This window comes from Leucothrix arctica (genome assembly GCF_003172895.1).
Taxonomy (GTDB): domain Bacteria; phylum Pseudomonadota; class Gammaproteobacteria; order Thiotrichales; family Thiotrichaceae; genus Leucothrix; species Leucothrix arctica.
Map to the genome: position 1 here is coordinate 14,285 of NZ_QGKL01000009.1, position 16,588 is coordinate 30,872.

Here is a 16,588-nt window from a genome sequence, read left to right on the forward strand (position 1 = left end):
TTTTAAGGGCAAGGATTGCAATGTTGCTGGTGGATCTCATTGATCCCCGCCATCACTTCATCACTAATCTCAGTTTGCCAACTATCAATATTCTCTTTTAACTGCTCCATTGTAGTTGCGCCAATAATATTAGCGGCAACGAATGGACGAGTGTTTACAAAGGCCAATGCAAGCTGCGTCGGCGTCATACCGTGCGCTTTAGCAAGTTCGACATATTTAGTCGTTGCTAGCTGACCTTCTTCTGTTCTGTAACGAGGGAAATAGTCAGTCCAACGCGTTAGACGCGCATTTTCTGGCATTGCACCCTTCTCATATTTACCCGTCAATACACCAAAACCAAGTGGTGAATAGGCAAGCAAACCAATTTGTTCACGATGTGATACTTCTGCCAAACCGACTTCGTAACTGCGGTTAAGTAAGCTATATGGATTTTGCACACTAGCAACACGCGCTAGACCAAATTTGTCAGCAAGCTGCAAGTGACGCATTGTGCCCCATGGCGTTTCATTCGACAGACCGACACTACGAATCTTTCCTTGTTTGACAAGGTCACTCAGTGTTTCAAGCGTTTCTAAAATAGTCGCTTCTTCAGCGGCTAAGTCTTCGTCCATGTCTGCAACATAATCTAGCGAAGAAAAGAAGTTTGCGTTACGCGCTGGCCAATGCACTTGGTACAAGTCCAAGTAATCAGTGTGTAAGCGAGATAAACTGCCTTCGACGGCTTTAGTTATGTGTTCGCGAGTCAGCTGTGCGCCGCCGCGAATATGGCCTACACCTGGGCCAACCACTTTAGAGGCTAGGACAATCTTGTCTCGATCACCACGACCTGCTAACCAAGAACCAACATACTGCTCAGTCAAACCTTGAGTCTCAGGATTTATTGGTATTGCGTACACTTCAGCCGTATCAATAAAATTGATACCTCGCTCAATGGCGTAATCAAGCTGCTCGTGCGCTTCTTGTTCGTTGTTCTGCTCGCCATAGGTCATTGTGCCTAAGCAAATCACACTCACATCAATACCGGTTTTACCTAGCTTTCTATATTCCATTATAAACCTCTGACTTTTCGGCTGAGACAATATACCTGCAAATTAACAGATTGCAAACTTAACATCATGTTAGCTAACAACACCTGATAACTTGGCTTGCAAGCCGCTATTTCTCTGTACCTGCTGATTAACGGTATGCATAAATACGGGCTTAGTTGTTGCAACATCAACCCTTACTTTGGCACGTGTAATAGCGGTATACAGTAATTCACGTGACAGCAACGGATTTATATTTTCCGGCAGCACAATCATCACATGTGGGAACTCTGAACCTTGGCTTTTATGAATCGTCATTGCATAGACGGTTTCATGCTCCGGCAAACGTCCCGGCATGATTGCTCGCAGGCTACCGTCGCTTTGTTCAAACCAGACTCGCAGCTGGCCAATGGTTTCATCATATAAACACAGACCAATATCACCGTTAAACAAGCCCAGCGATGGATCGTTACGGCTAATCATCACCGGACGCCCGTGATACCACGTTCGGTAGGTTTCTATACCGCGAGACTGTAGGCGCTTCTCTAACTCAAGGTTTAAACCCTCAACGCCCTGCTTGCCTTTGCGTAACGCCGCCAACACTTGAAAGCTTGAAAATGCTTCGAAGGCCGCTTCTGGGTCATTACTTTGTTTAACTTGTTTTATATAGCCTTGGTAGTGACTCAACATGTGACTAATCACATCATCACTCACCAAGTTAACAATGTCTTGCGAGCTGTCTTCCAGGATATTCCATGCAAGACTCGCCGAACGTTGGTTAACCGCTGTCGCGAGTTCTTTGATGGGACCACTAAAGCGATAGGTCTTTTTAAGCTGCAAGGTTTGTTCTGGCAAGCTAGCACACAAGTCACTTAATACGGCACCAGACTCAACCGACGCCAACTGGTCTTGATCACCCAATAAAATCAAACGCGCGTCGGGTGCTAGTGCTACAAGTAGCTTGCTCATGAGCGCCAAATCAATCATCGATGCTTCATCAACCACTAACAAGTCACAATTTAGCGGCTTGTCTGCGTTGTGACGAAAATGATTCGATTGGTTAATTGGGCCTAACAGGCGATGCAAGGTACTGACTTTTTCAGGGATCGCGTCCAGTAAGTCTTCAGTTAGATCTAACTGTAACTTGCCTGACATCAATGACTGCTGCAGACGCATTGCCGCTTTCCCCGTCGGGGCTGCTAATGCAATCGATAGCTCACCATTGTGAATCTCTTGTAGCAACGCCAGTATTCTTAATACTGTGGTTGTTTTACCAGTACCCGGGCCACCGGTAATCATACTAAAGGCCTGCGTTGTGACCTTTGCTGCGGCCTCACGTTGCCAGTCAGTTTCGGTGCTTTCAGCATCAGCAGGAAAGTACTTTTCCAATAAAGTATCTAGCTGCGCAGGCGGTGTGACTGGCCGAGTTAAGCGTTGTTTTATATCAGCGACTAGTGATGACTCATATTGCCAATAACGTTGCAGATAAAGCCGTGCGCCATCCATCACCAATGGCGTATTCATTTCTCCGCTAGATACCATATTGGATGTGCTGAGTAGTGTTTGCTGAGCGTCATTCATCATCAAACAACTATGCCCTGCACTTTGCGCTGCTGACAGTGCTAATACGATGTCTCGAAACTGAGACTTTGGCTCACCACCTAAGTCACAGCGAGCACTTAGAAAATCAGCCAGTGCATGATCTAATCGAGAATAATTGTCGGTAACTATCTTATCCATCAGTTCACCTCCCCTGACAGTACTTCACTCAAGCTTTCGATAATTTCAAGCGATGGCTTATCGACGAAGACACCCTGCATCGGCTGCTCCACATCCATTCCTCGTAAAAACAGATAACGTACACCACCGAAATGTTCTTCATAAGAGTAGTCAGGTAGTCGCTGTTTTAGATAATGATGTAACACTACGGAGTAAATAAAGTACTGCAAACCGTAGTTATGCTCGCGCATCGCAGACTGCATAGCGTTGTGGTCGTAAGTTTTAAGCCAGTTGGACTTGTAGTCCATCACGTAATAGCGCCCTTGGTACTCACAAATTAAATCGATAAAACCGGTTAGTTGCCCTGTTAAGCTCCTAGCCGAAAGGTCTTGGCAGGTAGGCTGGTCTGCCAACAGATGATTAAGCCCTTGGGTCTGCATTTGATTGATGGCGAAGTAAAATGGCATTTCTTTCAAACAAGCGTGGTCTTCAACTTTCGCCAAGGTGAACTCAGCGTCTTCAGCATCTAATGGCGCTTTGACTGACTTTATAAGTAATTCATCTAAAGCCTTTAAGCCCTCTTCTTCCAACGATAAACCGTAGCGCAAACAACACCGTGATCGTTGCTTTAAGTAGTTCTCATCAATATTGTTTTCAGGGTCTAAATTAGATATCGCTTCGAACGTGTTATTTTCCAATAAGTCATGCAACACATTACCTGTATGTGCGCCTTTTGGAATTAACTCAGGTACGACTTCAGTTTCTGGCTCGGCAACTAACTGAGGTTCTTCAGATTTATCTTTAGGCAACTCACTGTCTGGACTCACGTGACTGTGCTGACCTAAATGGGCCAAGGCAGAGTAACTGCTCATTTGCCATTGCTGATTTATCTCGCATTGAAGCTCGCGTGCGGTTAACTGCTGCTTAGCTTCGGTCACTTTGGCCGCAATTTTCGGCTCGACCTGTGCAGTTATTTCTTCATATGAGAAACAAGCATTAGACTCGGCTAATGACCTAAACTGCGCTGATAAATCATCGCCACTATGCTCTGCCAGCAAATAAGCCAATGCTGACTGATTGTCTTTATTGGCAGTACGCACATAGGCCCAAGGCACATAACAACGATACGCCGCACGAGTAATCGCCACATAAAGCAGACGGAGATCCTCGGCACTCTGCTCAAACTGTGACTGCTCAAACCGCTCCATCTGCTTAGGCGTCCCTAAGTCAGCAATCAATGCGCTTTCTTCATGGCAGATAACCACTTTATCACCACTCGGCGCACTTTGAGCACGCTTCTCAACCCAAAGCTCAGGACAAAATACAACCGGATATTCCAAACCTTTGGAGCTGTGAATAGTCACTATGCTCACTGCAGCTTCATCCTGCTCTAAACGTAGCTCTTTGCCGTCGCTACCCTGCTCACCTTGAATAGCCAGTGTTAGCCATTCAATGGTTTTATGCATATCCAAGCGCTCATCTAAAGCGGCTTGCTGAAGTAGTTCTAGCAAGTGATTGAGGTTAGCGATGCGTCGTTCTGAGTTTGGCTGGTCAGTCAGTGTTTGCAGCACTTGGTATTTTTCTAACAAGGAACGCATCATCGCCATCAAACCGCGCTGTTGCCATCGCTGCTGGTAGTATTGAAAGTCACTAACGTAGGCTTGAAGCTGCATATCATCCGCACACACGGCATCAAACGCTTGCCCGGTTAAGCCAAACCAAGGTAATGACAACGCCTGACGCAAGGTTTGCTGATTAGCAGGTTGCACTAGTGACATCAGTAGTTGCGACAACTGCACCGCCTCCAGACTATCAAACACCGAATGCTTGCTGTTCAATACTGCCGGAATACCGGCTTGCTGAAGTTGCTGTTGATACGTTGCAGCTTCCTCATTTCCACGCACTAAGATGGCAATATCTTTAGGCGCTAAGCTTGGCGCAGTCTCTGGTGACGCGCCAAACTTAGCACCCGTGTCTGCATCTAATAAGTTAACAATTTCATTGATGATATGCGTCCTCAGTACCTGACGAACAACGCCAGATCCCCAGTAACCATTTTTGTCATCGGGGTTGCTTTCTAAACCCCACATCACCATCGAGTCAGCAGGATTACCGTCACACCATAGCTTGCTTTCTGACTTACCCGCTTTAACGGCGTGATACGGAATATCATCCAGCAAAAACGGTTGCTTTGATTTCTCGAAGAAGGCATTTACCGCACCCACTAAATTAGGATGTGAACGGAAATTAGTATCTAGCGTGTAGGCTCGGCTCGCCTCACCTTTAGCATTTAGGTAGGAGTAAATATCAGCGCCACGAAATTTGTAAATGGCCTGCTTTGGATCACCAATCAGGTATAGATAGTGCTCTTCGGTTTTATACACTGAGGAGAATATATTCCACTGCTGCTGGTCAGTATCTTGAAACTCATCAATCATCGCGACAGCAAACTGACGTCGCAGTGCGGCTTTCAGTAATTCACCACTGCCTTCTGTATTTATAACGTGTGAAAGGCGTGAGATAAGGTCGTTGAACGACAACACATTTAGCTTTGACTGACTATCTTCTAGCTGATCTTTTAAGTATTCAAGCAAGCCTAAACGAAAAGCCAACCCAGCCTGCTCCAGGCCCAGCAATAAGCCGTCCAATGTGTCAGTTTCACGTATCCCTAAGTCACTTAAGAAACCTAGCTTTCGCTCATCACTGGTCGCAAATTCTTTGTTTTTTCTAAATTTAACACCGTTCAAAGCATCCGCAGCTAAACGTTTAAAGCTCACAGCATTTAGGCTACTGACAGGTATAGCCGTTTCAGGCGATGCTAACCATGCTCTAAGCGCTGAACATATCGCTGCAAAGCCTTCTACGAACGCGGGCTTAAATAATGCAGGGTCATCGGCCACTGCTTTTTCTAGGGGAAGTAATAATGTTTTATCGAGTAACTGAAGGTCCGCGGCTGCTGTTTCAAAACTGCTCAACATCGCATCAAGGTTCAATCCATGAGGTTCAGTCACCATGCCGTCTTGGATAGCACCAATACTACTTAGTAATGCTGCGGGTGTTTTGTACGCGCCACAACATACGGCTACTTTTAATTCACTCGCGCCATAAAGTTGCTGTCGCCAATAGTCTTCCGCTAAAGACAAGCGCAGCTGGTCAACATTCGAGTTTAATTCTGCATCAAACAACTGCCCGCTTTCCAAAGCATACTGACGCAGCATTCGTTGGCAAAAACTATGGATAGTAAAAATAGAGGCATTATCAATGGAGGCTAACGCGGTCACTACTCGCTCAATGACAACCTTTTTATCGTCTAGAGCATCGGCCCAAGCTTTAAATGCAGGGTCTTGCGCAACACTCACTGGATGTTCTGGATCAATGAGATAACGGCGAAGGTCTTGTAGCCTTTGCGCTATTCTAGTGCGTAATTCTTGTGTGGCAGCCTTAGTAAACGTAACAACTAAGATCTTTTCTATAAGTAAGTTTTTTTCAGCAACAAAACGCAACACTAGCATCGCTATAGAAAAGGTTTTACCGGTTCCCGCACTCGCCTCGATCAAGTTAACACCTGACTCTAACGTTGTTTCAAAAGCATTGAACGATATAGGAGAATTGCTTAACTCAGTCATTAAAGGCTCATTGTTTAAACATTATTAGAAGTGATATTGCCAGTGTAGCTGACAAGCACAGACTTTGAGAATAGAATCCCGCCAATAATTTTGTGCAAACTAGAGAAAGAAGAATGGATGACAATAAAGGCAATCAAGATAAAGCGGTGATCGAAACGCTACGTAGCATGGCTAAGCAAGACAAAAGACCCTCTGAGCTGTTGAAATACTTAACTGTTGAGTTAGAAATGACCGACCAAGTTGACATTATGCAACTGTTTAGCACCGCTATGAACGTTACTTTAGGCGAAGTGACAGCGATTGCCGCGTGGTGGCATGAGGGTGAGCGAGAGCTGACTAATACTGATATTGATGCTTATATGGGGCCAATTGTTCAAGCATTTTCTAAAAGCGCTTAACCCTTTATTTATAACGTAAAAAGCCGGCCACCTTAGTCGGCTTTTTCGTTTATGCCCGTTACGTTTAGCGACCAGCCTCTTTTCATATAATCTTTACTCCACACCCGTATTAAACGATATTTTGGCAGCTACCATATATCTGTTTTTTTGTGGACATTCCTTAATAAACCTAGGGTTAAGCCTTACTGCACTAATATAGGTCAAAAATTTTGGAGCGGATAAGATTGGAAAATCGCACACACGCTGAAGTACTTATACTGATCGCATGCATCTTAGGATCACTAGCCATTGCGCCCTTTACCGTCTACCGTTTTTTAATTGGTGACTATGTAATGGCTGCCATAGATGTTGTTTTATGCGCAGTGACGTTTGGTCTATTTGCTTATGTTTGGATTACCCGTAAACATAAGCTTGCTGGTGGTGTGATTTGCATGATATATCTTGCCGCAGCTGTTGGCGTTGTCTTCGTAAAAGGCCCTACTGCCATTTACTGGGCCTACCCTGCAACAGTTGGCTGTTTTTGTGTTGTTAATACTCGCCTAGCGCTAATATTAAGTGGCGGCACAATCGCTACTCTCTTCGTTATCGTCTTCGGTCAAGTCCCACTTGAACAGCTGTTGGGAATATTCTCGGCACTAACGTTACTCTGTGGATTCAGTTATGTGTTTAATGACAGTGTGCATCGTCAACGCAGGCTCCTTTCGACTTTAGCTGCACGTGACGCATTGACAGGTACCTGGAACCGTCGCGCTTTAGACGAGTCACTCATCCAAACCACTAGTAGTAACAAACGTAGCCCCCTCACTGCTTCCTTAATTATTTTAGACTTAGACCACTTCAAAAATATCAACGACACTTATGGCCATGATGTCGGTGACAAAATCTTAATTGGAATTTCGGAAGTGATTAGAGAATCTATTCGCTTATCTGATCGACTATTTCGTTATGGTGGAGAAGAATTTGTCGTCATTGCTGATGGAGCAAACTTAGAAAATGCCGCTGTCCTAGCCGAGTCGATCCGTAGAAAGGTCGAAAAGAGTCAATTATTTAAGAAAGAGAAAATCACTATTTCTTTGGGTGTCGCATCACTGAAAGAGGGTCAGAACCCAGAGTGCTGGATTAAACTAGCGGATGAAGCACTTTACGAGGCGAAGCGCACAGGCCGTAATAAGTTTTGCCTTGCAAAAAAGAATGACTGCGCGGAGGAAGAAGTCATACTCGGAGCATAGGATTAATATGACTCAACAACTAATGCTATTTAATTTTTTGTACATTAATAACACTCTGTAACGCCAAACCTCTCCAAACTGTTACTTGTACTATGGATAGGCTCAAGATACCCTTCAGCCAAACTAAACGTCCAGCTATCGACCACAGTCGGTACAAGTAGGAAAAAGGAAAGACAATGAAACGCAGATTTTTAGCGCTACTTTTAGTGCTAGTAACAGGCCTTTGCATCAGCAACAGTGCCTTTGCAGAACAACGAATTTATTTAATGGCAGGACAATCTAATATGATGGGGTTTGGAAAAACCTATCACCTTCCTCCAGCTTTCCGTAAAACGCCTAGTAACGTCACCTTTTACTATCAAGGCCGACCTAGAAAACTCGCTCAATACTCACACTTTGGCCCAGAAGTCAGTTTCGCGCACTATGTTGCTAGGGCCTTCCCTAACGACGAACACATCATTGTGAAGTTTGCAGCAACAGGCAGTCACATTCAGCAATGGATGCCAGGGCAACCCCTTTATCAGGGCATGCTTCGCCAACTTGGCTTCTCTATCAAAGAGAAAAACCCTAAAATTGCAGCCGTCGTTTGGATGCAAGGTGAAAGTGATGCATTGAATAACGCACGAGCCTCTCAGTACAGCCACAACCTTAAACGCTTTGTGACCAGTTTGAGAAAAGACTTAAAAGCTCCAAATAGCCTATTTATTATGGGTGAGATAAACCCGCTAGGAAAAGACTTTCCTCTCGTAAAAAGCGTTCAAAAAAGCCAGCGAGAAGTTCGCTCACAAGTCAGAAACATCTTACTAACACCGTCTAATGATCTCGGAAAAATATTCGATAACATTCACTACAGTGCACAAGGACAGATGGAACTTGGAAAGCGCTTTGCTGATGCTTATATTAGTCGAGCACACTAAGTAACAATGGGTAATGGTGAATCGCTGTGGCAGTTTTCATTAACGCTATATGCTGCACCAGAGGTGCAACAAGCTTGCTTAGACCTTCAAGATAATCACGGCGCTGATGTTAATTTAGTGCTGTTCTTACTTTACCAAGGCAGCTTGGGCAGGCAGCTTGCACAAGAAACCATCCAAACAATTGTTCAGGAAACCTGCTCGTTTCGAGAGCGGGTTATCCAGCCCATTCGAGCACTGAGGAAGTCACTTAAAAGTAAGAAATACAGCCTTGAACACGGCGAGGACTCTCTGTACCAACAGATGTTGAGCCTTGAACTTTCCGCTGAAAAACTAGCTCAGACACACTTACAATGCATTAATTTTACGGCTGATAACGATCAACCAACAGCACAAGCCGCTGAAAAAAACCTTTACGCCTACGCCAAACTACTTAACATTCAAAAACCAAATACCGCAATTAAGACACTGCTTTCATGCATGGAAAGCTGAGCTATTATTCTGACACCTTTCCACGTAGATTTTTTGTCTTGCTGTGTTTAGTTTTACTGTCCATACGTCTTCTTTGAGAACCTTTTGTGGGCTTGGTCGCTCTTCGTGCCTTTTGCACAACAGCCGCACCTTTCACTAAAATCTGCAAACGCTCCAACGCATCTTGACGATTTTTCTCCTGCGTACGGTGTTGTTGCGCCTTAATAATGACTACGCCTTCTTTAGTAATTCGACTATCTGAAAGCTTTAGTAGTTGGCTTTTATAAAACGCTGGCAATGAAGAAGCAGGAATATCGAACCGCAAATGGATCGCTGACGATACCTTATTGACGTTTTGCCCACCCGCGCCTTGAGCACGAATTGCCGTCAACTCTATTTCATCATCAGGGATGGAGACAGCGAGAGAAATTTGTAACATATTCAATCTCTTAAAATAACTGGCAAGACCTACATTGGCATGCCCTATCAGCTAATAATAACAGATACCCTTTTCAGATACCCAGCCACATTCTTATCGGTAAAAAGTACGTTTATCTTAAACTCAACGGTAAGTCTTTCAAGCACAAAGCCTTTTAATGACCGTGAGCAGACTTGGTGCTATAATCTTCCCTCTTTTTTTAGCAAGTGCGGCATCTTTCAGGAGTTTGTAATGCGCAAAGTTGGTTTCGTCGGTTGGCGTGGCATGGTTGGTTCGGTCTTAATGGAGCGTATGCGCTCTGAAAATGACTTCTCAGGTTTTGAACCCGTATTTTTCACCACCTCTCAAGCAGGTAAACCAGGACCAGATGTTGGTATTGGGGCTCAACCGCTTGAAGATGCAATGAACATCGACAAACTTGCTGAAATGGACATTATTTTGTCGTGTCAGGGCGGTGACTATACAACTGCAGTGTATGAAAAATTACGCTCACGTTGGGATGGTTACTGGATTGATGCGGCGTCAACGTTACGTATGTCTGAAGACAGCATAATCGTTCTTGATCCTGTTAATCGCGACGTTATCGATGCTGGTTTACAAAACGGCGTTAAGAACTACATCGGTGGTAACTGCACAGTTTCATTGATGATGTTAGCGCTAGGTGGTTTGTTTGAGAAGGATATGATCGAGTGGATCACTTCAATGACATACCAAGCAGCCAGTGGTTCTGGTGCGAAGAACATGCGTGAACTACTAACGCAAATGGGCGAGTTGGAGACAGAGGTTTCTGATCTTTTAGCTGACCCATACTCTGCAATCTTAGACATCGATAGCAAAGTAACTGCAAAGATGAACTCAGATAGCTTGAGCAAAGAGAATTGGGGCGTACCGCTTGCAGGTAGCTTGATTCCTTGGATTGACAAAGCGGTTGACGACGGTCAAACGAAAGAAGAATGGAAAGGCTTTGTTGAAACTAACAAGATCTTGGGCAATACCGCTGACAGTAGTATCCCTGTCGATGGCCAATGTGTGCGTATCGGTTCTATGCGTTGTCACTCACAGGCATTTACGATCAAGCTAAAGAAAGACATCCCATTAGCAGAGATCGAAGCAATCATTGCTGACCATAATGAGTGGGTGAAAGTTGTTCCTAATAACAAGGAAGCAACTCTTCAAGATTTAACGCCGATGAAAACATCAGGTACGTTAACTATTCCTGTTGGCCGTATTCGTAAGTTAAATATGGGACCTGAGTACTTAACAGCGTTTACCGTAGGCGACCAGCTCCTTTGGGGGGCTGCTGAGCCAGTTCGTCGTATGTTAAATATTACGCTTAAGCACCTTGGTTAATTCTTAAGTCGTCATATTGCACACTAAAAGCCCTGCCTAGTTTGCAGGGCTTTTTTATGTCTATTGTTGTAATCAAGCAACAAATATTATTCCCTAGTTCCACATTTAACGCTAAACTCCTGCTCTTGTAGCTTAGCCGGTGTTATTAATGAGCCAGTCAAACCAAGATATTTTGATCCAACACAGTCAGAGATGGCTTGAAGAAGTGGTAATTGCTCATAACTTTTGCCCATTTGCTAAACGTGAGTTTATTAAAAAAAGTATTCATTTCGATGTGATCCCTCACACAAAGACTGAAGAATGCTTAGAGTCACTTATTGCAGCCTGTGAGCAACTTGATAACGATGCAAGCATTGAAACCATGTTGCTGATTTTGCCTAATGGTTACACTAACTTTGAAGACTATCTGGACTTGGTTGATTATGCAGACCGTTTACTTGAAGCTCAGAACTATGAAGGCACTTATCAACTCGCTAGCTTCCACCCTGATTATTGCTTCGATGAGTCTGAACCGAACGACCCTGCTAACTACACTAACCGCTCACCTTACCCAATGCTTCACTTGTTGCGTGAAGCGAGTATTGAACGCGTACTTGAAAGTGTGGAAGATCCAGAAGCTATTCCGCAGAACAATATTGAAAGAGCAAAGAGCTTGGGTATAGTTCACCTAAAGCAGCGGTTAGAGAACTGCTTTAGAACAACTGAATAGCTTAAATTAACGCCACTTTATCTGCCAAGTTAGAATCGATTGGTGTTTGCAGGTATGCTATCTCACGAATAGGGGTCTCAGCCTCGGGTCATGGTTTGACACAACAATTTAGTTTCATTTTTAATGAACTTATATTGAACAAGCTGACGACTTAAATGTCACCCGCCGTTAACAGAAAAAATTAGGACGTAAACTAATGCAGTGTCGCATCTGTTCAAATAAAGAAAATAATACTACATACGAAGCCCGTGAAATGATGCTTGGTCTACGCGACCTGCATACTTACTTTAAGTGTGGTTCTTGTGGCTGTTTGCAAATTGCAAATGTTCCTGAAAATATTCAAGAATATTATCCTAGCGATGACTACTACTCTTATGACCAGATCAAAACTGAGACTGGTTTTAAAAAGAAATTAATTACTTTGCGTGACCGTTATGCAGCAACTGGTGAAGGCTTTATTGGTAAGGTTTTACAGATGCGTATGCCTCACGATAAGTTACCTCAGTTACAAAAAACTGGCGTAACTACTGACTCTAAAATATTAGACGTTGGGTGTGGCGCAGGTCATTTGCTACATACCTTGCGTGAATGTGGATTTAACCATACGCATGGTATCGACCCATTCAATACTAAAAACATTCAATATAGTAATGGCCTAACGATCAAGCAACAGTCAATCCACGATGTCACTGAGACGGGTTGGGATTTGATTATGTTGAACCATTCGTTCGAACACGTTTTAGATCAGCATGAAACGCTGACGCAAATCAAAAAACTGCTAAAGCCTGGTGGCGTATGTATGATTCGTGTGCCGACGGTTAGTAGCTGGGCTTGGGATCACTACGGTGTGAACTGGGTTCAGTTAGATGCCCCACGTCACTTTTTCCTTCACTCTCAAGAGAGTATGCAGGTATTGGCAGACAAAATTGGTTTAGAGCTGCGTGCGACGGTTTATGATTCATTTGCATTCCAGTATTGGGGCAGTGAGCAGTACCTTAAAGATATCCCGCTTCAAGATGAGCGATCATATGCGGTAAATCCTGATAAAGCGCCGTTTGATGATACGCAAATTCAGAACTATGCAATCCGTAGTAAAGCATTAAATGCTGAGCAGCAAGGTGATCAAGCAGCCTTTTACTTTCATAAAGCAGAAGCTTAATCACAATGCCTAAAAAGAAAAAAGTATTGGCTATTGCATCTCCTGGTGGGCACTGGATCCAGCTCAACAAGATATGCAACGAGATGGAAGCGCGTTTTGAGATGGTCTATGCGACACCTGGGACGCAATACGGCTCAAAAAATTCAAGCCGAAAAATTCATAACATCACTGATGCAAGTGCTGACAGTAAGTTAAAGCTTATCCCGTTAGCATTTCAGCTATTATTCCTGATGATTAAAGAGCGCCCTTCTGCGATTATTTCGACAGGTGCGGCGCCCGGTGCGATTGCCATACTTATTGCTAAGTTCTTGCCTATAAAAACTATCTGGGTAGATAGCATTGCCAATACGGCAGTTCTATCTCGCTCAGGAAGAATGGTAAAAAAACACGCTAACCTAGTCGTTACTCAATGGGAACCACTTAGCGATGGTAAAAATGTTATCTATAAAGGCTCTATCTTATGATTTTTGTCGCTGTAGGTACTCAGTTTTCCTTTGACCGTCTTATCCAGTTTATGGATGAGTGGGCCCGAGATAATGAAGAAGAAGTTTTTGCTCAAATTGGTGATGGTGAGTACACACCAAAGCACATGAAGTGGGAACGCTTTCTCGAAGGTGATCAGTACAACCAAAATATCAAAGAAGCGAGTGTCTTTGTATCTCATGCGGGCATGGGCAACATCATTAGTGCTCGCCAGCAACAGACGCCTATTCTTGTGATAAATCGTCAGTTTGAACTGGGCGAGCATCGTAACAACCACCAAGCAGACGGTTTAGTTTGGATGGGTAAGTTACCAGGTGTTTATACGGCTGATACACAGGAAACTTTATACCAAAAGATTGCTGAACGCGTTGACATGCATTGCCCTGCTGAAGCTGACAACGTCAAACGTGATCAGCTAGTTCAGTTCTTAGGCGATTATATTGAAGGCAGCGCTCCTTAAACTCATGAAGATTATTAATAAGCTTCGCCATAACCCGCTAATTATACAAAGCGCGCTGTCGATCATTGCCCGATTTACAGGTGTGGCGTTAAACTTTGCCGTGGCAATTTTAATATCTCGTCAGTTAAGCCTAGGCAATGCGGGTGTCATATTTTTGCTAATGACTTTTGTATCTGGCGTCGCGTTGATGAGTCGTTTCGGCCTAGATCAGCTAATCGTAAAAGAAGTCGCTAGTGCACCAGAAGATCAACACGGATTCAAAACTAGCTACCTTAAAAATACCCATGAGTTAGTCTTTGCATTATCGTTGGTGTTTGTTGGTATATGGGTACTGCTTAGCCCTTACGCACAACAAGCGTTCTTTGACGGAGCGATAGACCTCCATCATTTGATGTGGGCATCTCTGTGTGTTGTCTTTTTCAACTTCATTACTGTCAATAGCTTTTACCTCAAAGGTATTCGCCAGTCATCGCTATCAGTACTTACCCAAAATGCCCTACCCGCAATAACATTTTTGATATTGATAGCGGTCGCTTGGCAGTACTTCGTTAGTGGTACAGGTCACATTGTTCTATACATAGTTTCTTTGGTTGCGGCAGGTGCTTTATCGTTTTTATTCGTTAAATCACACCTAAGCTCTAAAGAAAACAATGGTGATATTGCTCCCAAGTTTCACAAATTATTTATTAAGTCTTTACCGCTAGCACCAATCTCATTCTTCTCGTTCATGATGTTATGGGCAGATACGGTAATGGTCGGTTACTTTTTATCTAACGAGAAGGTAGCACTGTATAGCGTTGCCGCTAAAATCTCTTATATCAGCTTATTTTTCTTAGGGGCGTTAGATGCAACTATCTACCCAAGACTGCTGGCTATATACAATCATAAACCGGAAAAACTATGGTCGTTTTTCTGGCAAGCCACTGGGCTAGTTATTGCAGTACTCGTCGCGGTAACAGGTATAATGTACTTATTATCAGACTATCTATTACTGGCCTTTAGACCTGAATACGTAGCAGCCAGCAGCGCGCTAGGCTTATTGCTATTAGCACAGTTACTACGTGCAGCAAGCTTGACCTTTTCCTTCATGTTTATTGCCAGAGAAAAGGTTCGCTTTTTAAATATCTCGTTAACCATTGCTATGGTCGTTAATCTTGTTGCCAATATCTTTATGATTCCACGCTATGGAATCGAAGGTGCAGCAATAGCAACACTACTTGCCAATGCAACACTTGTGGCATTTGTGATCATCATGTTCTACCAGCAAAAGTTATTATCCCGACCTAAGCAAAGTGAGGCCGCCAGCTATGATTCTTAGAATTCTGGCCATTTTATTCATTATCTCAATTTTTATACCGGTTGAGTTTCACTACCTCTTAGGTAGCTTGCGTATTGAGTCATACCGAGTTGTTCTTGGCTTAGCCTTGATCGTGACATTCATCAATATTAAGCAGGTACTGGAGCGTGCTGACCTTGTCGATATCATGCTTGCCATGTTTATGGGGCTTGCCGCAACCAGTCTGGTGTATAACCACGGAATAAAAGACGGACTTGAATCCTCTGGAATCCTGGCGATTGAGGTATTAGGCTCGTTCTACTTAGCTAGATTGTTTATCACTACACCTAAACGCTTCTATTACGTCAATGTCGCGTTCATTACGATTTTAGCCGGCTTGGTTGTTTTCTCCTTATACGAAGCATTTTCACAACACCGTATATTGCACGAGTGGGCAACGAAAATTACAGGGAATAACTCTCTGGATTACAGACTATATACGCACTACTACATCCGTGCGGGCATTATGCGAACGACCAACCTATTCGCTCACCCTATTCTATACGGAGCAATCGGTGCTATATTTTTCCCGTTTGCAATCTCGTTAGCGGTCTATCGATTTAATGTTAAAAATGCATTAAAAGCGACAGCTCTGCTTATTGGAATGGTGACTACCTTATCATCAGCGCCGCTACTATCAGTTGTATTCCAAGGGGCTACAGCAGTGTTGGCTAATAACTGGCAAGGCACTAAGCGCATGTGGTCAGCGTTGATCTTCTTTGCTTTTGCAGGCTTCTTATTGATCAATGCATTATCCAACCGTGGCTTCTTTGCTATCTTGATTTCATACCTAACCTTTAACCCTGCGACCGGTTATTACAGAATGCTACAGTGGGAGCATTCGATGGATGATATTGCAGATAATCCAGTGTTGGGTATTGGTCTTCATGACTGGTCTAGACCTGAGTGGATGGCTTCAAGTATCGATAGCTTCTGGCTGCTTGTAACAATGCAGCATGGCGTATTCGCTAGCTTCATCTTGCTAGTGTGCTGTTTCTACGCTGTATTTAATGTACTAGGTACATTGCACAAACATAACCCAGCAGTAAAGTGGATGGTTAGCTCATGGATCATGGCATCTATGTCTCTAATCCTCATCGGCTTTACTGTTGATTACTTCGGTAAAATACAACCGATGTTCTTCTTTGTATTAGGCTCAATTAGTTGGGCTAAGTACCATGAACAGCTGAATGATTCAGTGACTAAACTTAGTCGAATCGCTCAAATAAAAGCTGCTTACAAACGATAAATGAAATAAGGCCACCTGAAT

The 16,588-nt window shown here is 43.7% G+C and carries 15 protein-coding genes; 11 read left to right on the forward strand and 4 right to left on the reverse strand.

The genetic code is table 11. The features are described from left to right. Positions 1-2 precede the first annotated feature (2 nt). The 3 genes from DKT75_RS01660 to recB form a co-directional block, all read right to left on the reverse strand. On the reverse strand, positions 3-1,049 hold the full coding sequence (locus tag DKT75_RS01660) for an NADP(H)-dependent aldo-keto reductase (RefSeq protein WP_109821702.1): 1,047 nt from the start codon (positions 1,047-1,049) through the stop codon (positions 3-5). 69 nt (positions 1,050-1,118) lie between these two features. Continuing rightward, the gene (gene recD / locus DKT75_RS01665; protein ID WP_109821703.1) at positions 1,119-2,765 is read right to left on the reverse strand and encodes an exodeoxyribonuclease V subunit alpha; all 1,647 of its coding nucleotides are present in this window, start codon (positions 2,763-2,765) and stop codon (positions 1,119-1,121) included. Then, positions 2,765-6,370, reverse strand: a complete 3,606-nt coding sequence (gene recB, locus DKT75_RS01670; RefSeq protein WP_109821704.1) for an exodeoxyribonuclease V subunit beta — start codon at positions 6,368-6,370, stop codon at positions 2,765-2,767. The genes recD and recB overlap by 1 nt, the downstream gene beginning before the upstream one ends. 113 nt (positions 6,371-6,483) lie before the next feature. Here recB and DKT75_RS01675 point away from each other — a divergent pair, with 113 nt between their 5' ends. The 4 genes from DKT75_RS01675 (at position 6,484) to DKT75_RS01690 (ending at position 9,403) form a co-directional block, all read left to right on the forward strand. Then, a complete protein-coding gene (locus DKT75_RS01675) occupies positions 6,484-6,768 on the forward strand; it encodes a hypothetical protein (protein ID WP_109821705.1) in 285 nt (94 codons plus the stop codon). 224 nt (positions 6,769-6,992) lie between these two features. Then, complete coding sequence (locus tag DKT75_RS01680) at positions 6,993-7,997, forward strand: GGDEF domain-containing protein (RefSeq protein ID WP_109821706.1); 1,005 nt, start codon at positions 6,993-6,995, stop codon at positions 7,995-7,997. Between the two features lie 176 nt (positions 7,998-8,173). Then, positions 8,174-8,914 carry a sialate O-acetylesterase gene (locus DKT75_RS01685; RefSeq protein WP_109821707.1) on the forward strand — a complete coding sequence of 247 codons (741 nt, stop codon included), beginning with the start codon at positions 8,174-8,176 and terminating at the stop codon, positions 8,912-8,914. A gap of 6 nt (positions 8,915-8,920) precedes the next feature. After that, positions 8,921-9,403 carry a TIGR02444 family protein gene (locus tag DKT75_RS01690; protein ID WP_109821708.1) on the forward strand — a complete coding sequence of 161 codons (483 nt, stop codon included), beginning with the start codon at positions 8,921-8,923 and terminating at the stop codon, positions 9,401-9,403. Between the two features lie 4 nt (positions 9,404-9,407). Here DKT75_RS01690 and arfB read toward each other — a convergent pair whose 3' ends face one another. Continuing rightward, the gene (arfB, locus tag DKT75_RS01695; protein WP_109821709.1) at positions 9,408-9,821 is read right to left on the reverse strand and encodes an alternative ribosome rescue aminoacyl-tRNA hydrolase ArfB; all 414 of its coding nucleotides are present in this window, start codon (positions 9,819-9,821) and stop codon (positions 9,408-9,410) included. A gap of 231 nt (positions 9,822-10,052) precedes the next feature. Between arfB and asd the strand changes: the two genes are divergently transcribed. The 7 genes from asd (at position 10,053) to DKT75_RS01730 (ending at position 16,567) form a co-directional block, all read left to right on the forward strand. Continuing rightward, the gene (gene asd / locus DKT75_RS01700; protein WP_109821710.1) at positions 10,053-11,171 is read left to right on the forward strand and encodes an aspartate-semialdehyde dehydrogenase; all 1,119 of its coding nucleotides are present in this window, start codon (positions 10,053-10,055) and stop codon (positions 11,169-11,171) included. 148 nt (positions 11,172-11,319) lie between these two features. After that, entirely contained in the window at positions 11,320-11,880 is a 561-nt protein-coding gene (locus DKT75_RS01705; protein ID WP_109821711.1) for a DUF1415 domain-containing protein, read from the forward strand. Positions 11,881-12,076: 196 nt separating this feature from the next. Next, the gene (locus tag DKT75_RS01710) at positions 12,077-13,039 is read left to right on the forward strand and encodes a class I SAM-dependent methyltransferase (protein WP_109821712.1); all 963 of its coding nucleotides are present in this window, start codon (positions 12,077-12,079) and stop codon (positions 13,037-13,039) included. Between the two features lie 5 nt (positions 13,040-13,044). Continuing rightward, positions 13,045-13,503: a glycosyltransferase family 28 protein gene (locus tag DKT75_RS01715; protein ID WP_109821713.1), complete on the forward strand. Its 459-nt coding sequence runs from the start codon at positions 13,045-13,047 to the stop codon at positions 13,501-13,503. Next, positions 13,500-13,982 carry a glycosyltransferase gene (locus DKT75_RS01720; RefSeq protein ID WP_109821714.1) on the forward strand — a complete coding sequence of 161 codons (483 nt, stop codon included), beginning with the start codon at positions 13,500-13,502 and terminating at the stop codon, positions 13,980-13,982. Before DKT75_RS01715 ends, DKT75_RS01720 begins: the two co-directional genes overlap by 4 nt. A gap of 4 nt (positions 13,983-13,986) precedes the next feature. After that, positions 13,987-15,300, forward strand: a complete 1,314-nt coding sequence (locus DKT75_RS01725) for an oligosaccharide flippase family protein (RefSeq protein WP_109821715.1) — start codon at positions 13,987-13,989, stop codon at positions 15,298-15,300. Continuing rightward, positions 15,290-16,567 (forward strand): hypothetical protein, encoded by a 1,278-nt coding sequence (locus DKT75_RS01730; RefSeq protein ID WP_109821716.1) that lies wholly within the window; start codon positions 15,290-15,292, stop codon positions 16,565-16,567. Before DKT75_RS01725 ends, DKT75_RS01730 begins: the two co-directional genes overlap by 11 nt. The last annotated feature ends 21 nt before the right edge of the window (positions 16,568-16,588 follow it).

Bases quoted from the DNA above. Each gene is read 5' to 3' on its own strand.
- DKT75_RS01720 (WP_109821714.1), top strand. From the start codon at position 13,500: ATGATTTTTGTCGCTGTAGGTACTCAGTTTTCCTTTGACCGTCTTATC.
- DKT75_RS01690 (WP_109821708.1), top strand. From the start codon at position 8,921: ATGGGTAATGGTGAATCGCTGTGGCAGTTTTCATTAACGCTATATGCT.
- arfB (WP_109821709.1), bottom strand. From the start codon at position 9,821: ATGTTACAAATTTCTCTCGCTGTCTCCATCCCTGATGATGAAATAGAG.
- DKT75_RS01725 (WP_109821715.1), top strand. From the start codon at position 13,987: ATGAAGATTATTAATAAGCTTCGCCATAACCCGCTAATTATACAAAGC.
- DKT75_RS01710 (WP_109821712.1), top strand. From the start codon at position 12,077: ATGCAGTGTCGCATCTGTTCAAATAAAGAAAATAATACTACATACGAA.
- recD (WP_109821703.1), bottom strand. From the start codon at position 2,765: ATGGATAAGATAGTTACCGACAATTATTCTCGATTAGATCATGCACTG.
- asd (WP_109821710.1), top strand. From the start codon at position 10,053: ATGCGCAAAGTTGGTTTCGTCGGTTGGCGTGGCATGGTTGGTTCGGTC.
- DKT75_RS01660 (WP_109821702.1), bottom strand. From the start codon at position 1,049: ATGGAATATAGAAAGCTAGGTAAAACCGGTATTGATGTGAGTGTGATT.
- DKT75_RS01675 (WP_109821705.1), top strand. From the start codon at position 6,484: ATGGATGACAATAAAGGCAATCAAGATAAAGCGGTGATCGAAACGCTA.
- recB (WP_109821704.1), bottom strand. From the start codon at position 6,370: ATGACTGAGTTAAGCAATTCTCCTATATCGTTCAATGCTTTTGAAACA.
- DKT75_RS01715 (WP_109821713.1), top strand. From the start codon at position 13,045: ATGCCTAAAAAGAAAAAAGTATTGGCTATTGCATCTCCTGGTGGGCAC.
- DKT75_RS01730 (WP_109821716.1), top strand. From the start codon at position 15,290: ATGATTCTTAGAATTCTGGCCATTTTATTCATTATCTCAATTTTTATA.
- DKT75_RS01685 (WP_109821707.1), top strand. From the start codon at position 8,174: ATGAAACGCAGATTTTTAGCGCTACTTTTAGTGCTAGTAACAGGCCTT.
- DKT75_RS01705 (WP_109821711.1), top strand. From the start codon at position 11,320: ATGAGCCAGTCAAACCAAGATATTTTGATCCAACACAGTCAGAGATGG.